The organism is Gammaproteobacteria bacterium, assembly GCA_016705365.1.
Classification (GTDB): domain Bacteria; phylum Pseudomonadota; class Gammaproteobacteria; order Pseudomonadales; family UBA5518; genus UBA5518.
Genome location: JADIYI010000008.1, coordinates 1596006 through 1612246 on the forward strand (window position 1 = coordinate 1596006; position 16241 = coordinate 1612246).

At 62.7% G+C, this 16241-nt stretch carries 12 protein-coding genes; 5 read left to right on the plus strand and 7 right to left on the minus strand.

What is annotated here, in order from left to right:
- Positions 1-102: 102 nt before the first annotated feature.
- From IPF49_14940 to IPF49_14950, 3 genes are all read right to left on the minus strand, one after another.
- The gene (locus tag IPF49_14940; GenBank protein ID MBK6288903.1) at positions 103-1353 is read right to left on the minus strand and encodes an MFS transporter; all 1251 of its coding nucleotides are present in this window, start codon (positions 1351-1353) and stop codon (positions 103-105) included.
- Positions 1354-1413: 60 nt separating this feature from the next.
- Entirely contained in the window at positions 1414-2958 is a 1545-nt protein-coding gene (locus IPF49_14945; GenBank protein MBK6288904.1) for an AMP-binding protein, read from the minus strand.
- 125 nt (positions 2959-3083) lie between these two features.
- Positions 3084-4127, minus strand: coding sequence for a DUF481 domain-containing protein (locus IPF49_14950; protein ID MBK6288905.1), 1044 nt, complete (start codon positions 4125-4127; stop codon positions 3084-3086).
- A 217-nt stretch (positions 4128-4344) separates the two neighbouring features.
- Between IPF49_14950 and IPF49_14955 the strand changes: the two genes are divergently transcribed.
- Together IPF49_14955 and IPF49_14960 are read left to right on the plus strand one after the other, a co-directional pair.
- Positions 4345-5046 carry a YebC/PmpR family DNA-binding transcriptional regulator gene (locus IPF49_14955; GenBank protein ID MBK6288906.1) on the plus strand — a complete coding sequence of 234 codons (702 nt, stop codon included), beginning with the start codon at positions 4345-4347 and terminating at the stop codon, positions 5044-5046.
- A gap of 32 nt (positions 5047-5078) precedes the next feature.
- Positions 5079-5807, plus strand: a complete 729-nt coding sequence (locus tag IPF49_14960) for a pseudouridine synthase (GenBank protein ID MBK6288907.1) — start codon at positions 5079-5081, stop codon at positions 5805-5807.
- 87 nt (positions 5808-5894) lie between these two features.
- Here the strand turns inward: IPF49_14960 and IPF49_14965 are convergent, their stop codons facing one another.
- A complete protein-coding gene (locus tag IPF49_14965) occupies positions 5895-7439 on the minus strand; it encodes an alanine:cation symporter family protein (protein MBK6288908.1) in 1545 nt (514 codons plus the stop codon).
- A gap of 164 nt (positions 7440-7603) precedes the next feature.
- On the opposite strand from IPF49_14965, the gene IPF49_14970 reads away from it, so the two are divergent.
- Both IPF49_14970 and IPF49_14975 read left to right on the plus strand, forming a co-directional pair.
- On the plus strand, positions 7604-9532 hold the full coding sequence (locus IPF49_14970) for an autotransporter domain-containing protein (GenBank protein ID MBK6288909.1): 1929 nt from the start codon (positions 7604-7606) through the stop codon (positions 9530-9532).
- A 58-nt stretch (positions 9533-9590) separates the two neighbouring features.
- Positions 9591-10511 (plus strand): TIGR03564 family F420-dependent LLM class oxidoreductase, encoded by a 921-nt coding sequence (locus tag IPF49_14975; protein ID MBK6288910.1) that lies wholly within the window; start codon positions 9591-9593, stop codon positions 10509-10511.
- Between the two features lie 19 nt (positions 10512-10530).
- Here IPF49_14975 and IPF49_14980 read toward each other — a convergent pair whose 3' ends face one another.
- Positions 10531-11703, minus strand: a complete 1173-nt coding sequence (locus IPF49_14980; protein MBK6288911.1) for an alpha/beta fold hydrolase — start codon at positions 11701-11703, stop codon at positions 10531-10533.
- A gap of 1 nt (position 11704) precedes the next feature.
- On the minus strand, positions 11705-12808 hold the full coding sequence (locus IPF49_14985; GenBank protein MBK6288912.1) for an alpha/beta fold hydrolase: 1104 nt from the start codon (positions 12806-12808) through the stop codon (positions 11705-11707).
- Between the two features lies 1 nt (position 12809).
- Here IPF49_14985 and IPF49_14990 point away from each other — a divergent pair, with 1 nt between their 5' ends.
- Positions 12810-13679, plus strand: coding sequence for a TIGR03619 family F420-dependent LLM class oxidoreductase (locus tag IPF49_14990; protein MBK6288913.1), 870 nt, complete (start codon positions 12810-12812; stop codon positions 13677-13679).
- Positions 13680-13725: 46 nt separating this feature from the next.
- Here the strand turns inward: IPF49_14990 and IPF49_14995 are convergent, their stop codons facing one another.
- Positions 13726-16227 (minus strand): TonB-dependent receptor, encoded by a 2502-nt coding sequence (locus IPF49_14995; protein MBK6288914.1) that lies wholly within the window; start codon positions 16225-16227, stop codon positions 13726-13728.
- Positions 16228-16241: the final 14 nt, after the last annotated feature.

Here is a 16241-nt window from a genome sequence, read left to right on the forward strand (position 1 = left end):
CGGGGAGGTGTTGCCGTGATGCATGGGATCAGGGTGCAGCCGCGGGTGCCAGGGCACGGAAACCGTGAACTCCAGCATGACAAACAGAAGGGAAAAGCGGCGCTATTCCGGCAATGCCACTCGGGTATCGGCGAGACCGGCATTCATCCGGGCTTCGCCGGGCAACAGCATCACGATCGAGGTGGTCACGGCGGCGATGCCTGCCATGCCCATCAGCAGCACACTGAAGCCCGCGGACTTGACCAGCGGGCCGAGCAGATACACCGCGAGCGAACTGATGCCGAACGAGACCGCGATCCGCGTGCCGCTCACCCGTGAACGCATTGAATCATCGATGTAGCGCACCACCATCGCGTCGTTGAACGGAATGGAACCGAATACGGTGATCATGCAGCCGATGGTCGCGGCGTACCAGAGCCATCCGCTGCTGCCGGAGGCGAGCGCAAACACCACGACCTGCGATGCAACGATCGCAAGAAACAAGGGCTTTACCGGTACCCGGTCGATCAGGCGTCCGACCACGACCTGCGCAAATGCGGCCAGGGTGTAGATGCCGGCCAGCAGCGCGCCGAGAATTGCTGGGTCGCTTATCAGGCCATCGAAACGCTCCGCCATCAGTTGTGCATTGCCATTGGTGGTGAAATTGAAGATCAGGCTGCCGGTGGTGGCGCTCGCGACCATCACCGCGAAGGTGCGCACCGCGAGATGGCGTGGCAGATGCACATGGGTCTGTGCCCGCCTTGCGGGCGCGTCCTGTTCGCGTGGTGCGTAGCGCGCGAAAACAGCACCCGTCAGCAACGCCAGTGCGCCAGGCACCATGAAGGCCGTGCGCCAGCCGAAATATTTCACCAGCAGACCGGTCGAAACTGCGGCCAGCGCGATGCCGAGGTTGCCGGCCAGGCCGTTGATCCCGATCGCCAGGCCCGGGGTGCGCGTGTTCTGGACCAGCATCGGAATGCCGACCGGGTGATAGATCGAGGAAAACGCGCCGAGCACAGTCAGTGCTACGGCGATCTGCAACGGAGTGTTGGTCAAAGCCACCGCGAATGCTGAACAACCCATGCCCGCAAAAAAGACCAGCATCATGCCCCTGCGGCCCCACAGATCGCCGAGCCGCCCCGCCGGTATCGATCCGATGCCGAACATCACGAAGGCGCCCACTGTGTAAGGCATCAGGTCCTCCCAGCGCGCGATGCCGAAATCCGCCGCGATCGCGCCAACCGCGGTCGCAAATATCAGCAGAAACAAATGGTCCAGCGCATGGGCGAAGTTGAGCAGCAGGGAAGGAAGTCGTGGCATTGATGGATGTTCGATCAGTTTGGCCGGCACGCCGGGTCCAGGGGAATGGTCCATGACAGTGTAATTCGTGGCAGCAAACTTTTTTCAAAAAATTTGCTGTCACGAAATGCTCTGTCAGATGCGGCGTTCGCCTCGCCAGTAACGGTCGCGGAGTTCCTTTTTGTACAACTTGCCGGTGGGCAGCCGCGGCAATGCCGCGCTGAACTCGATGGTGCGCGGGCACTTGTGACGGGCGAGGTTCCGGGCGCAGAAATCGAGCAGTTCCCGGGCCAGTGCCTCATCCGGCGCTATCTCCGGCTGCGGTTGCACCACGGCTTTGACTTCCTCGCCCAGGTCTTCGTTCGGAACCCCGAAAACCGCTGCATCGGCAACCTTCGGGTGGGTGATCAGCAGGTTTTCGCATTCCTGCGGGTAGATGTTGACACCACCGGAAATGATCATGAAGGTCGAGCGGTCGCTCAGGTAGAGATAGCCGTCCGCGTCGAGATAGCCCATGTCGCCGACAGTGCTCAGGCTGCCGTCGGCCGAGCGCGCCTCGAGAGTTCGTTGCGGATCATTGAAATACTCGAATTCGGTGGCGGTGCGAAACCATAACTGCCCGGGTGTGCCGGTGGGGCATGGACGCATCTGCTCGTCGAGGATGTGCAACTCGCCGAGCAGTACCCGTCCGACGGTGCCGCGATGCGCGAGCCATTCGCTGCTGTCGCATGCCGCGAAACCCAGTCCCTCGGTGGCACCGAGGTATTCGTGGATGATCGGCCCCCACCACTCGATCATCTGCTCCTTGACCGGTACCGGGCAGGGAGCCGCAGCATGGATCACGGTCTCGAGCGAGCCGAGATCGTAGCGGCTGCGTACCGCTTCGGGCAGCTTCAGCATGCGGCTGAACATGGTCGGAACCAGCTGGCTGTGCGTGACCCGGAACTTTTCCACCAGCGCCAGGTACTGCTGCGGGTCGAAGCGTTCCATGATGATGGCGGTTCCGCCGTGGCGCAGGGTCAGCGAGACGGCCGCCTGCGGCGCCGAATGGTACAGCGGTGCCGGCGACAGATAGACCATGTTTTCGCGGTAACGCCAAAGCGCCGAGAGGAAATCGAACAGCGGCAACCGGTGGGTGGGTGGCGCATCGGGTAGAGGACGCAGGATACCCTTGGGTCTGCCGGTGGTGCCGGAGGAATAGAGCATTGCCGTTCCGATCCGTTCGTCGGCGATCGGGGTGGTCGCAAAGCCCGCCACCGCCCCGGCATAATCACGAATCCGCGAATCGATATCCTCGCCATCGATGACCAGGCACAGCGTTACATCAGCGCAATCGCGCAACGCTTCCCGCGCGATCGCAGCGAGTGCGCGCGACGTGATCAGCACGCGCGACCCGCTGTTGTTCACGATATAAGCGAGTTCGGCCGCAGTGAGAAAACTGTTCACGCAGGTGTAATAGAGCCCTGCACGCTCCCCGGCCGCACAGCATTCGATGTAGCGGCTGTTGTTCTCCATGAAAATGGCGTAGTGATCGAGGCGCTTCAGGCCGTGTGCGCGCAGCAGCCGGGCAAGGCGGTTGGCGCGCGCCTCGAGCTCGCCATAACTGACCGATTCGCCGCTTGCGGCCATTACGAATGCAGGCTTTTGGGGGTGCTCTAGGCTGTGTTTTCCTGGGTACATCGTTGCGCCTGCTCGTCGGCCCGGGGCCCGACAGTATGCCGCGAAAGACTTCCGCCGCGGATGATGAACCGCCGGCTCGCCGGTGGCGGCGGGATCACGATCGATCTTCAGCCGCCAGGCGCTGCCTACCAGTGGTAGCCCAGGCTGAGGATGTAGCTGCTGTCGGTGCTGTCAAAACCCGGTGGCGGGTTGTTCTGCCAGTCGACGTTGTACTGCAGCGTGGAGTTCAGGTTCAGCACCATCGGAAAGCGTAATCCGGTCTTGACGCGCATGATCACGTCGTCGGGACTTTCCAGGCTGACCAGCCCTTCGTGCTCGTGGAAGAACTGGGTCTTGCCCTCGAACAGGTACTGCGCATAGCGCAGTGCCCAGCGTCCGGCCGCGTAACCATCGTCCTCTTCGAGATCGTAATCGTTGTTCACGTAGGTAAGACCGCCTTCCAGTGCAAGGCTGCGTTCGGGAGTGTCGAAGAACTGGTAACCCGAACCGCCACCTATCGTGGTGCGCAGGTTCAGATCCTTGAATTTGTCTTCCTCGACATCGGTGTTGGCGTAGACATACCATTTCTCGTCGAGGAAATGATCGTACTTGAAATAGCCGCGGTTTCTGCGCGCCGTTTCGGTGCCGGACTCTTCCTTGAGTTCGCCGGCAGCGCCGATCGTGAAGCGGTTTTTCCTGCTGCGGACGATGGTTTCGGCGTCGTATAGCAGCTGGTCGTTATCGGTGTTTCCGCGGTTCGAGGTCAGTCCGAGATTGACCCGCCCATCCACGCTCACCCCTTCTCCGGTGATTTCCGGCGGCGGGTTGATATACGCAACATCGGCCAGCGCGATAGGCTCGGTGCTGACCACCTTGCCGGAGCGCAACACGACACCTGCATCATCGTCGGCGCCCGTTGCGACGGCCTCCATCACGGTGCCATCGCTCAGCATGAAGCGTGTCGGCTGTTCGGTCGAGATCGAGCGCACCTCGCTCCACAGGATCACGACATCGCCGGCATAACTGGTCTCGAGGGTCAGCTTGTCACCGTTCTTGCTGACGATCTTGCCGCTCAGGCGATCGCCTCCGTTGAGCAGGACCACATCGGCACAGGCGCTGGCGAGTGGTATCAGCGTCAGGCCGGCTGTCATGGCAATGGCTGCCCGGTTGCGGGAAGTTCCGTCGATCATAAAATCGTCCTGTCTGTTGGTTGTTGTCGCGCAGCGCGGCATGTTTGCAAAAAACCGCGGTGCTGACAACCAACAACACCACCAGCCGCTACCTGTGAACCGTACCCCGGCGCTATACTTGCGGCGCTTTTTTTGCGGTGTGCCGGCCATGATGGCAGTTGCCGCTCACACGCCATCCGATCCGCGTATTCGCGGATTCCCGTTTCGAGGTAGACGCATGGGCGCTCAGTGGAAGGTCAAGGGCAAGGCGGATGCGGCTGCGGCCAAGGGGCGCATATTCACCAAGCTGGCCAAGGAGATCATGGTCGCAGCGCGCGCCGGTGCGGACCCCGACATGAACCCGCGGCTGCGCAAGGCGGTCGAGCAGGCCAGGCGCGCCTCGATGCCGCGGGACACGCTCGAGCGCGCGATCAAGAAGGGCGCCGGGCTGCTCGATGAGCAGGTGCACTACGAACTCGTCACCTACGAGGGCTTTGCTCCGCACCAGGTGCCGGTGATCGTCGAGTGCCTGACCGACAACAAGAACCGCGCCGCGATGAGTATCCGCATGCTGTTTCGCAAGGGGCAACTCGGCAATTCCGGCTCCGTGTCGTGGGATTTCAAGTATCTCGGCATGATCGAGGCCACACCGGACAGCGACGATGCGGACCCTGATCTGGCGGCGATCGAGGCGGGTGCCCAGGATCTCGAGCCGGCCGAAAATGGTGCCACCCTGTTTCTGACTGACCCCACCGATCTCGATGCGGTGAGTCGCGCGTTGCCTTCCTACGGGTTCACCGTGCAATCGGCAACGCTCGGCTACCGGCCGAACAACCCGGTCACGCTCGTCGCCGATGCGCGGGCCGAGGTCGAGACCTTTCTCGAGGCCCTCGACAGCGATGACGATGTGCAGAGTGTTTATGCCGGTCTTGCGGACTAGCGCAGCGGTCCGTCGCAGCCGATGTCGCGTCGATGAGCGGTGACAGCGAGACCACGCGCCTCAACAAGCATATCAGCGACACCGGCATGTGTTCGCGGCGCGAGGCCGATCGCCTGATCGAACAGGGTCGGGTGCGGATCAATGGCCGGGTTGCCACGATGGGCGAGCGGGTCGCTGACAGCGATCGCGTGACGGTCAATGGCAAGCCGCTGCGGGCGCGGCCGCGTGCGGTATATCTCGCCTACCACAAACCGCCCGGCATCACCTGCACCACCGATCGCGCGGTACCCGGCAACATCATCGATGCGCTCGGCTACCGTTCGCGGATCTTTCCGGTCGGGCGTCTCGACAAGGTGTCCGAGGGATTGATCCTGCTCACCAACGACGGCGATATCGTCAACAAGATCCTGCGTGCCGGCAACGCCCACGAAAAGGAATACGTGGTCAGCGTCGACCGACCCTTCGACGGCGAGTTCCTGCGCAGAATGGCCGGCGGGGTGCCGATACTCGGCACTGTCACGCGCCGCTGCAAGGTGCGCCAGTTGTCAGCGAACAGCTTCAATATCGTGCTGACGCAGGGCATGAACCGCCAGATCCGGCGCATGACGGAACAGCTCGGTTACGTGGTCACGCGCCTGAAACGGGTGCGGGTGATGAATATCCGGCTCGGGGCGCTGAAGAGCGGGCAGTGGCGCGAACTGAGCCGCGCCGAACAATCGTTGATCGAAGCGTTGCTGAAGGACTCCAGCAAGACTGCCTGAGTTGCGCTGCTCCGTGTCCGGCATGCACGACCATGCGCGGCTTGCGCAGGGCAGTTCGCCCTGGGCAAGCCGTGTTCGGAAGGTTTTTCAGGGCGAGCCGATCAGATGCTCCGGCGCTTCGCGGGTGGAGCGGATCTCGCCGCGCGACAGGCGCCCGAAATAGCCATGCATCTCGCGCTTCACCACGGGCGCCAGCAGGTACAGGCCGATCACGTTGGGCACCGCCATCAGGAAGTAGATCGCGTCGGAAAAATCGACCAGTTGCGCGAGTGGCATGGTCACGCCGACCACGGTTGCGCAGAGGTAGAACAGCTTGTAGCAGATGTCCACCGTGTTGCTTTCGCCGAACAGGTAGTTGGCGGCCTTGGTGCCGTAATAGCAGTACGAGATCATGGTCGAGTAGGCGAACATCAGCACCACTACCGCCAGCACATACGGAAACCATGGCATCACGGTGGCGAACGCCGCGGAGGTGAGGGCCACGCCTTCGGCCTGCGGCGCTATCGTGGGCGCGCCGGAGATCACGATCACCAGCGCGGTGAGCGAGCAGATGATCACGGTGTCGATGAACGGTTCCCACAATGCGACGAGCCCTTCCGTGAGCGGCTCGCCGGTCTTCACGCTGGCATGCGCGATCGGTGCCGAACCGATGCCCGCCTCGTTGGAAAAGGCCGCGCGGCGAAAGCCCTGCAGCAGTGCCCCGACCATGCCGCCCTGGATCCCTTCGGGGGTGAATGCGCCGTAAAGAATGGTCCCGAGTGCGTGCGGGATCTGTTCGGCATGGGCACCGATCACGATCAACGCCGCGACCAGGTAGGTCAGTGTCATCAGCGGCACCAGCTTGTCGGTCACGCTGGCAATGCGCTTTATGCCGCCCAGCACCACGATACCGGTCAGCACCGCCATCACCACGCCGAACAGCCAGGCCTGCCCCGCGAGCAGGCTGCGTTCACCGCCGGTGATCAGCAGCAACTGCTGGTAGGCGTTGTTGACCTGGAAAAAGTTGCCGGCCCCGATGGTGCCGAACAGGCACAGCACCGCGAACGTGAAGCCGAGTACTTTGCCGAGCGGTGCAAGCCGCGGATAGTTGGCCGCTATGCCCCTGGAGAGGTAATACATCGGGCCGCCCGAGACCGAGCCGTCGGGGCGCTCGCGCCGGTATTTCACCGCCAGCGTGCATTCGCAGAACTTGGTGGCCATGCCGAGCAGGGCCGCGATCACCATCCAGAACGCGGCTCCCGGTCCGCCCAGCGTGATGGCCACCGCGACACCGGCGATATTGCCCAGCCCGACGGTTCCCGAAAGCGCCGTGGCAAGGGCCTGGAAATGGCTGGTGTCGCCGGTGTGGTGGGGGTCTTCGTAATCGCCACGGATGATGCGAAAGCCCTGGCGCATGCCGCGCAGGTTGATGAAGCGGAAATAGATGGTGCAGAACGCCCCCGCCGCGATCAGCCAGAACAGGATCCACGGCACCGCATAGCCGCCGAGGTCGATGGCCGCGAACACGAGGCCCGCCACCGCGTCCGCATAAGGCTGGAAGCCATCCGCGATATGCTGATCGATCGCGGTATCCGCGTACGAGGAGGCACCCGGCAGCAGGGCAGCGAGCATGACAGGGGGCCTTGTTCGCATGGTTTTATCCCCGCAAAGAGCCGCATGTTACAGCACGCCCGGGTGGTGCGGACGGCGCCGGGCATATTTGCGTTGTGATGGTGCTGGGCGTTTGGCTATCATCGCCGTATAGGCGTTGCGTGCCCAGGTGCGCGTTTCCAGGTAAAGCATTCAGGTGTCCCGACATGAAACGTACTCTAGCTGCAGCGATTGCCGCTGCCGGAATTCTCTCGGTCCAGGCGCTGGCCGGTGTGCCCTTCGACCAGTTCATCGGTTTCGGCGCAAGCTACGACGACAGCGGCCAGTTTCCCGACCTCGATGTCGATACCAGTACCGGGCTTCGTTTCACCAATGTTGATCCGGCAACCGGCAAACGCGGGCTGGCGTTTCCGGAGTGGCTGGCCATCGATCTGGGGCTCGGGCGCATGAACCCGTCCACGCCGTTGCTGGCGTTCGGGCCGCGCAGCGATACGGTCGCTACCGACAATATCAACTTCGCGGTAGGTGGCTATCGTTCCGAGGAAGTGCTGGCCTCGGTGGTGGGCGATTCGGTGGTGAGTTTCGGGCCGTTCACCGAAACCCAGCCCGGCTTCCTGGCGCGGGTGGCATCGGGTGATGTGCAGTTCGGACCAAACACGCTGTTCTATGCCCTGATCGCCGGCAACGATATCCGTGATGTGGACGATCCGGTACAGACTGCCGATATCAGCGCGCAGATCGTTGCTGCGCTGGTCGATGCCGGCGCGAAGTACATCGTGCTGCCGACCTTGCCGCGGCTCGGCGAATTTTCCGAGTCAACCAACCTGACAGCAACCGGACGCACCCAGCTCTCGCTCGATCGCAGCGCGGCGGCGGTTGCCTACAACGATGCTTTCGAAAGCGAGCTCAATGCGCTCGATGGCAATTTCATCCGGGTCGATGTGCTCGGGCTGTTCGACGAGGTGCTTGCCGATCCGGTGAGCTTTGGTTACCCGGCCAGCATCGATCAGACCCGCTACTGTTACAGCAGCAGCGAACTCGGCGGCATCAACTGCACCGAGCCCGCGGGTCTGGGCAAGGCCAGTGGCGGCAACCCGGACGATTTCGTGTTCAACGACGGCCTGCACCCGACGCAGGCGGCGGCAAAGGCCGCCGCCGATCTGATCGAATCGGTGATCCGGGCGCCGGGCATGATCGCGCTGCTGCCGGAAGCGGTGCTGAACGATGCGCGGGCCTACCAGAACACGGTCAACGATTACCTGGTACAGAACCGCTGGCACGAGATGCCCGGTAACGTGCAACTGTTTGCCTCGGTGCAGGGTCTGGACATCGATACCGGCGACACCCGGGCCACGCCAGGGGCCAGCTCCGATGCGGTCGATCTCACGATCGGCGGCAGCTACGGTGTGGGCATGGGCTGGTTCGTCGGTGCGGCGATCGGCTCCCAGGAAGGCCACACCGAGCTCGACGATCATGGCAGCGAGTTCGACACCTCCGCGCTGCTGGGCTCGGTATTTGCCGGCTATCGCTGCGATATCTGGTTTGCCGACGCGGTGCTGACGATGGGCAATTCCGATATCGAGAACATCGACCGGGTGTTCAATATCGGCAGCGTGCAGGTGCGGCGCGAGAGCGGCGACACCGAGGCCGATGTGGTCGGGATGGCGGCCGATATCGGCGTGAACATGATGTCGGCGCGTTCTCCATGGCGCTTCGGTCCGTTTCTCGCGCTCGATTACCTGGACATCGATGTGGATGGCTACTCGGAGCAGGGCACGCGTTCCTCGGCGATGAGCTTCGGTGACCTGAACCGCGAATCGACCGTGGGCAGTGCCGGCGTGTTCGGCAGCTATCCGTTCACGATGGGCGGCGCGGCGCTGGAACTCTACGGCGATGTGGCCTATGTCGAGGAGTTCGAGGATCACACCGACAACGTGGAAGCGGTAGTGAAGTCGCTCGCCGCTGGTCCCTCGTTCCGCATGCCCGGTTACGATATCGACAACGAGGGCGTGCGCGGCACGCTCGGCGTCAATGCCAACTGGAACAGCGGGGTGCGGGTGGGTCTGTCCTACCGCTACGCGGACAACGATGTCGAAACCCAATACCTCAATCTTTCCGCCAGTTATGGCTTCTGAGGCGAGCTTCAGGCGATCGGCAACGGTCTGAATCCAAACAAATACAGGAGCATATGCAATGCGAATTGGCTTGATGATAGGCGCGACCCCCGGGCCCGATCCCTCGCTCGAGGGTCTGATCAGCGTTGCCCGTGAGGCTGAAGCCAGCGGTTTCGACAATCTCTGGATGGCACAGGTATTCGGTTTCGACGCGATAACCGCGCTGGCGCTGATTGGTCGCGAAACCAGCCGTATCGGTCTTGGTACGGCGGTCGTGCCGACCTATCCGCGCCACCCGACGGCAATCGCGCAGCAGGCGCTGACCGCCGCCGCAGCTTCGGGCGGGCGTTTTTCGCTGGGCATCGGGTTGTCGCACAAGATGGTGATCGAGGACATGTTCGGCTTGTCCTATGACAAGCCGGCGCGCCATATGCGCGAATACCTGTCGGTGCTCGGGCCGCTGCTGCGTGGCGCGCCGGCTGATTTCGCGGGTGAGGATTACCGGGTGAAACTGGGTCTCGATGTGCCCGGCGCCAAGCCGGTGCCGTTGATCGTTGCCGCGCTCGGTCCGCTGATGCTGAAAATCGCCGGCGAACTGGCCGATGGCACCACGACCTGGATGACCGGGCCAAAAACCCTCGAGGAACACATCATTCCCGCGATCGGGAATGCCGCGAAGGCGGCCGGCAAACCCGCGCCGATCGTGGTTGCCGGCTTGCCGATCGCGCTCACCACGGATATCGACGCGGCGCAGCAGAAGATCGCAAGAAATCTGCAGATTTACGGCATGCTCCCTTCCTATCGCTCGATGCTCGACCGCGAAGGGGCCGCCGGACCCGCGGATGTCGCGATGCTCGGCGACGAGAGCGCCCTGCGTGCCCGATTGCAGCGCCTGCGTGATATCGGCGTCACCGATTTCAATGCCGCGATGATCAAGGTCGACGAGGGCTCGCTCGAGCGCACGCGCGAATTCCTGGTCGCGGAGTGCGCTCGCTCCTGAGCGCCCGGCGGGACGGTGTTCAGCCCGCGGGCGGTGACGAACGCTCGACCGTAACGCCGCCAATCTCGCTTGGCAGTACCCGCTGCAGGTAGTCACGGTAACGTTCCCGCTCCGCATCATCCGGGTTGAACACCGATTCGAGGAATGCGCGCACCGCGAGGATCACGATGCGGTGCTGCAACAACGGTGATATCGCCGGCGGCAACGGGTCCACGCGGCACAGGCGGTTGTCCATGTTGCGCAGGATGCCTTCGTCCTCGCTGCCGAGCAGCGAATACAGATCGATGTCATCAGCGGCATCCGGGGTCTTGCCGGCCACGAAATAGCAGCCGATGCTGTCGGCATTGTCGAGCCAGCGCAGCATCGATGCCTGATCGGAGAAGCCGGTGTGCGATGCGCCGTGAATGCTCACCAGCCAGGCGTTGTTGATCCGCTCGAGCACCGGTCGGGCATTGTCCTCGTAGGGGACCATTGCATCGATATCGCCCGCGATCATCATGAACGGAAGCTGCGATTGCTCGAAGAAGCGGCGACCGAACAGTTGCAGCGGTCCGGCAATCGATATCGCCGCCTTGACGCGCAGGTCACGCACGCGCGGGTGATAGGCAGCGAGTTCGGTGGTCATGCCGCCGAGCGACAGGCCCGCCAGTGCGATGCGTTCGGCATCGACGCGGCGATGGAAACGGTTTCCCGGCTCGCGGTTCCACTCGAGCAGGGTGTCGATCAGAAAGCTCACATCGCCGGGCTGGTTCATCACATCCATCACGTTGGCACCGCCGGGTGCGCGGTAGTTGGTCAGCGGGAAATCGGCGGCCACCACCAGGTAGCCGTGGCTGGCCAGATACTCGGCGAGATAACGCGGTTCCTCGCTGTTGCCAAAAAAGCCGTGACTGTAGACGATCAGCGGCAACGCCTGGTCGGGAAGGTTCTTGCCGTCGCTGTCGAGCGGAAACCAGGCGCGCGTGTGCAGTGTGCGCCGAGGCGCGCCGGGAAACTCCTTGTTGGCCTGGGTAGGGCGGCTCGCGTCTGCGAGCGTGTATTCGTGCGTGCCCACCTCGTAGGGCCCGTTGGCCAGCACCGTTACGCTGATCGATTCCTCGGGCAGCGGCGGCGGTTCGGAAAAGTTCCAGGCCAGAGCCAACCCCGCCACGATCAGGACCAGTATCACCACGATTTTTTTCAATGAGCGCACGTCAGTTGTCTCCGCTGCTGAATAGTTGCTCCAGGCGCTGGTCGACCCAGCTGTGCAGGCGCCAGTCCATGATAAAGCCACAATGCCCACCGTGCTCGGTCAGCTCGATGCTGAGCGCCGCCGGCCGCGCCAGATGTGCGAGATCGGCGGCCGGGATCACCGGGTCATCGCGGCTGGTGAGGATATGGCAGGGGATGCAAAGCGGCGCCAGTCGCCCGCCGGTGATGGCGTAGGCTTCGAGATAAGAGCGGGTATCGGCAAAATCGGTATGGCGGGGTACGAAAAATTCGTTCATCTGCTGCAGCGTCCTGAGCTCGCGCAGTTCCTCGCCATAGCCATGCTCGGGAAAGTGGCGCAGTTTTTCCCCCAGCGCGCGGCGCCATTTGCGGCTGAAGTACCGATGATAGATCGGGCTGCGATCGAGAGCGCGCATGGTATGGGCAGGGTCGAGCACCGGACACACCGCGACCACCCGCGCGAGGGCGATGCCGCGTGCCGGCGCCTGCAACGCCACCCGCAGCGCAAAATTTCCGCCCAGCGAGAAGCCGCCGAGAAATACTTCCCGATGCGGGTGCAGGCGCACGATGCGCTCCACCGCGTCGACTACCTCCGCGATGCGCGTCGAGTTGAACAGCTCGCGGTTGAGATGATGGCTGGGCCCGTGATCGCGCAGATGCAGGCGGTGGATCGAGAAGCCGTGCCGGTACAGGTGGCTGGCGGCGGACAGGAGGTAAGCCGAATCCGAGCTGCCGTGCCAGCCGTGGATCAATATCGCCAGGCCGCGCGCAGCCTCGGGATGCGCCGAATACTCGCCGTGCAGCCGGATGCCGTCCTGGCAATCGAGAATCTCCTCCCGAGAGGCTGCCAGCAGCGCGCGCGCACGCCGCCGCACCAGCAGCTTGCGTGGCCCGGTGCTGGCCAGGATCGATTGCAGGTGCGCGTTGCGCAGCAGGCGCGGGGGATCGTACACGGAACGCCGTCCTTGTTGCGCTCGGATGGTCGGGGATTCTAGTCGAATTGATCGGATTGCGAAGCGATGCGAGGATTGCGTTGGCGCCGGCCCGGCGCAGATGCAAATTTCAACATGACAACGGCAGCGAGGCATCATGAAATTCTGGCAGGCGGTGACCTGGATGGAGCCCGAGCAACTGGTCGGAGTGGCGCGCTTTGCCGAGGAGCTTGGCTTCGAGGGCATCTTCAATGGCGATCACGGCGTATATCCGCAGCGGGTCCGGGCGCCATACCCCTATTCCGCCGACGGCAAGCCGCCGATGACACCGGATTCCGATTACCCGGATTGCTGGGTCAGCATCGCGTTCATGGCCGCAGCCACCACGCGGCTGCGCTTCACCACTTCGGTTTATGTGCTGCCGCTGCGCAATCCCTTTGAAGTCGCGCGGGCGACCGGCACGTTGTCATTGCTGAGCAACGAGCGCTTCGTGCTCGGTATCGGAGCGGGCTGGATGAAGGATGAATTCGATATCTACGGGGTCGATTTCCACACCCGGGGCAAGCGCTTGGATGAAATGGTCGTGGTGCTGCGCAAGCTGTGGACTGGCGGCATGGTGGAGCACCATGGCCGATTTTTTGATTTCGAGCCGCTGCAGATCGCCCCGGCGCCGCGCTGCCCGGTGCCGATATACACCGGTGGCGGGAGTGCAATCGCGTTGCGCCGTGCGGCGTATACCGCCGATGGCTGGATCGGCGCAGGCAACACCGCCGAGGAGGTTCCGGGGATTCTCGCCGAGCTGGGTCGACTGCGCACGGAAGCCGGGCGTTCGGATCTGCCCTTCGAGACAATCATCGGTTTGAAAACGCCGCTCGATCGGGACACGCTGCAGAGTCTTGGCGAGCAGGGGATGAGCGCCTGCGTGAATTATCCGTTCCAGTTCAGCCTCGGACGTCGATCCACTCTGGAGCAGAAGAAGAGGGTGATGGAGGACTTCGCGGAGAAAATGATCAGGGCTCGAGGCTAAAAAAAAGCGGCCCGAAGGCCGCTTCACGATACCGCCCGCGAGCGGATCAGTTGTAGTTGTAGACCACGTCGAGGCCGTAGGTGCGCGGTTCGCCGAAGGTGTTTCCGGCCCAGCCCAGCGAGGCGAAGTCGATACCCCATTGGCGGTATTCCTCGTCCATCAGGTTCTTGCCCCAGAGCGATACCCGCAGCGAGCCGTCTTCGCAGCAGCCCAGCTTGATATCGTTCAGGCTGAGACGTCCGTTGATGAGCGTGTGGTCATCGGCGGAGTCATACTGGTTCTGGAACGCATGGAATACGACTTCGTCCTTGTAGGTCATGTCCATGCGTGCCGACAGCGCCCCGAAGCTGAAGGGCTCGAAGTCATACTGCACCCCGAGCGCGGCGGAGTTCTCCGGTGCCTGCTGCACCGTAGTCACATTGGAGATATCCTCGAGCATGTTTGTCGCCGGGTTGAGCGCCATGTACTCGTCGAACTGGGCATCGAGGTAGCCGTAGGTCAGGTCGATGGTCAGGCCGTCGACCGGCACCATCGCGATATCGAACTCGATACCCTCATAGGTGCCGGCGCCCGCGTTCACGATGCGGCTCGACGCACCACCGGAACCCGCCTCGAATTGGGCGATCTGGATATCGGTGTAGTCGTTGGTGAATACCGCGACATTCAGCCGCAGACGATTGTCGAGCAACTCGGACTTGAGACCGAGTTCCCAAGTCTCGACTTCCTCCTTGTCGAACGGAGTCTGGAATGCCAGGAGGTTCGTCGCGCGGGCATTGAAGCCGCCGCCGTTGTAGCCGGTGGCGTAGGTCAGGTACACGCTGATATCGTCGGTGATCGCGTAATTGCCGTTGGCCAGATAGCTGACATTATCCCACTTGTCGTCGGCCTTGCCGGGAGCAGCCACGGTTGTGCCGGGAATGTCCTGGTTGTAGATGTAGGCGTCCTTCTCGTCTTCCGTGTAACGGATGCCCAGCGTCAGGTCGAACTGTTCGGTGATCGCGTAGGTGCTCTGGGCGTAGGCCGCCCACGATTTGGCGTTCTGGCCATATTCGAAGTCGCTCAGGCCGGGGATACCGGGATCGTCGGCGCCGGGTATTGGCAGGCGCTGGCTTCCTACGCACAGGCCTCCGCGATAGGCGGCTGGACAGAATCCGGCGTCGTCATACCTCTGCCCAATATCGGGTGTAAAGGCTCCCTGGCCGGCAACGAATACAATCGGAACCGTAGGCGTTTGCGGGTTGACCTGCTCGACATCCTCCTCGTAGTAGAACACGCCGCCGGTGTAGTTCAGCTTCTCTTCGAAGGCGGTGCCGATGATCTGGATTTCGTGCGAGTCCATATCGATGGTGCCCACGTCGATCGCCGCATGGAAGCCCGGGGTCGGAACCTTGCCGTTGTTGCCCGCGAACACACCGTAGAACAGGTCGCGCGCGGTGTAGGCGCCGCCATCGAGGTCGGTGCTTTCGTAGCCCGAATCGGTCTCGCGCTTGCCGTAGATGTATTTCAACGTCAGGTCGTCCGCTACTTCCCAGGCCGCGGCGAAGGTGTGGCCTTCCACTTTGAGCCACTCCTCGGTGACTCCGTCAAGGTTGAAATCCATATGACGATTCTTGGGATTGCCAACGGTATTGGCCATCTGCCGGTACATCGAGCCGCCGAGCGCCTGGTAATCGAATGGCGTCGTGGTGAAGCCGTTGTACCTGGTGGTCTTGACTGCGGTCACCTGGTACGGCGTCGGTACTCCCTTGTTGTCGGTATTGTCGTAGCTGTAGTCGAAGGTGAGTGCTTCGGTGGGGGTCCAGCGCAGCGCGACGCGATAGGCCTCGTTGTCCTCGGAAGCCAGGTCGTCCGCGATTTTGGTGGCCGGTTGTACGGGGAGGCCGTCATAGTGGTTCTTCGCCCAGCCATCGGTCTCCATCGCCATGTACGAGACCTTGGCGGCCAGATCGCCCATGGCCGGCAGGTCCAGGCTGCCGCCGTAGCGCATATAACCGTAGTTGCCCACCGAGGCCTCGACCTTGCCACCCAATTCACCAGTCGGCTTCTTGGTGGTCACGTTCATCGCGCCGCCCGTACTGTTGCGCCCGAACAGGGTGCCCTGCGGGCCACGCAACACTTCGATGCGCTCCAAGTCCACGACATCGAACACGCCACCGACGGTCTTGCTCATGTAGACCCCGTCGATATAGAACCCGACCTTGGGGTCGGCCAGCAACGAGGTCTCACCGATACCGACACCACGAATGGTGATACCCAGGTTCGAGTTCGAGGACGGCTGCTTCCCTATGTGCACGTTCGGTGCGAAATCCCCGACCTGGGACATATCGAAAACGCCCAGGTCATTGAGTTTGTCCTCGGTGAACGCGGTGATCGCGATCGGGGTGTCCTGCAGCGATTCCTCGCGCCGCTGGGCCGTGACCACGATTTCCTCGAGCCCGCTGCTGCGCGTGTCCTGGGCCATTGCGGGGGCGCCGATGCCCGCGGTCGCGGCGATCGCGAGCGACAGGGCAGACAGGCGAAACTTGTATTGCAGAGGACGGTTACGCATATCAAAGGTCTCCA

Bases quoted from the DNA above. Each gene is read 5' to 3' on its own strand.
- IPF49_14940 (MBK6288903.1), bottom strand. From the start codon at position 1,353: ATGGACCATTCCCCTGGACCCGGCGTGCCGGCCAAACTGATCGAACAT.
- IPF49_14945 (MBK6288904.1), bottom strand. From the start codon at position 2,958: ATGTACCCAGGAAAACACAGCCTAGAGCACCCCCAAAAGCCTGCATTC.
- IPF49_14950 (MBK6288905.1), bottom strand. From the start codon at position 4,127: ATGATCGACGGAACTTCCCGCAACCGGGCAGCCATTGCCATGACAGCC.
- IPF49_14955 (MBK6288906.1), top strand. From the start codon at position 4,345: ATGGGCGCTCAGTGGAAGGTCAAGGGCAAGGCGGATGCGGCTGCGGCC.
- IPF49_14960 (MBK6288907.1), top strand. From the start codon at position 5,079: ATGAGCGGTGACAGCGAGACCACGCGCCTCAACAAGCATATCAGCGAC.
- IPF49_14965 (MBK6288908.1), bottom strand. From the start codon at position 7,439: ATGCGAACAAGGCCCCCTGTCATGCTCGCTGCCCTGCTGCCGGGTGCC.
- IPF49_14970 (MBK6288909.1), top strand. From the start codon at position 7,604: ATGAAACGTACTCTAGCTGCAGCGATTGCCGCTGCCGGAATTCTCTCG.
- IPF49_14975 (MBK6288910.1), top strand. From the start codon at position 9,591: ATGCGAATTGGCTTGATGATAGGCGCGACCCCCGGGCCCGATCCCTCG.
- IPF49_14985 (MBK6288912.1), bottom strand. From the start codon at position 12,808: ATGCCTCGCTGCCGTTGTCATGTTGAAATTTGCATCTGCGCCGGGCCG.
- IPF49_14990 (MBK6288913.1), top strand. From the start codon at position 12,810: ATGAAATTCTGGCAGGCGGTGACCTGGATGGAGCCCGAGCAACTGGTC.
- IPF49_14995 (MBK6288914.1), bottom strand. From the start codon at position 16,227: ATGCGTAACCGTCCTCTGCAATACAAGTTTCGCCTGTCTGCCCTGTCG.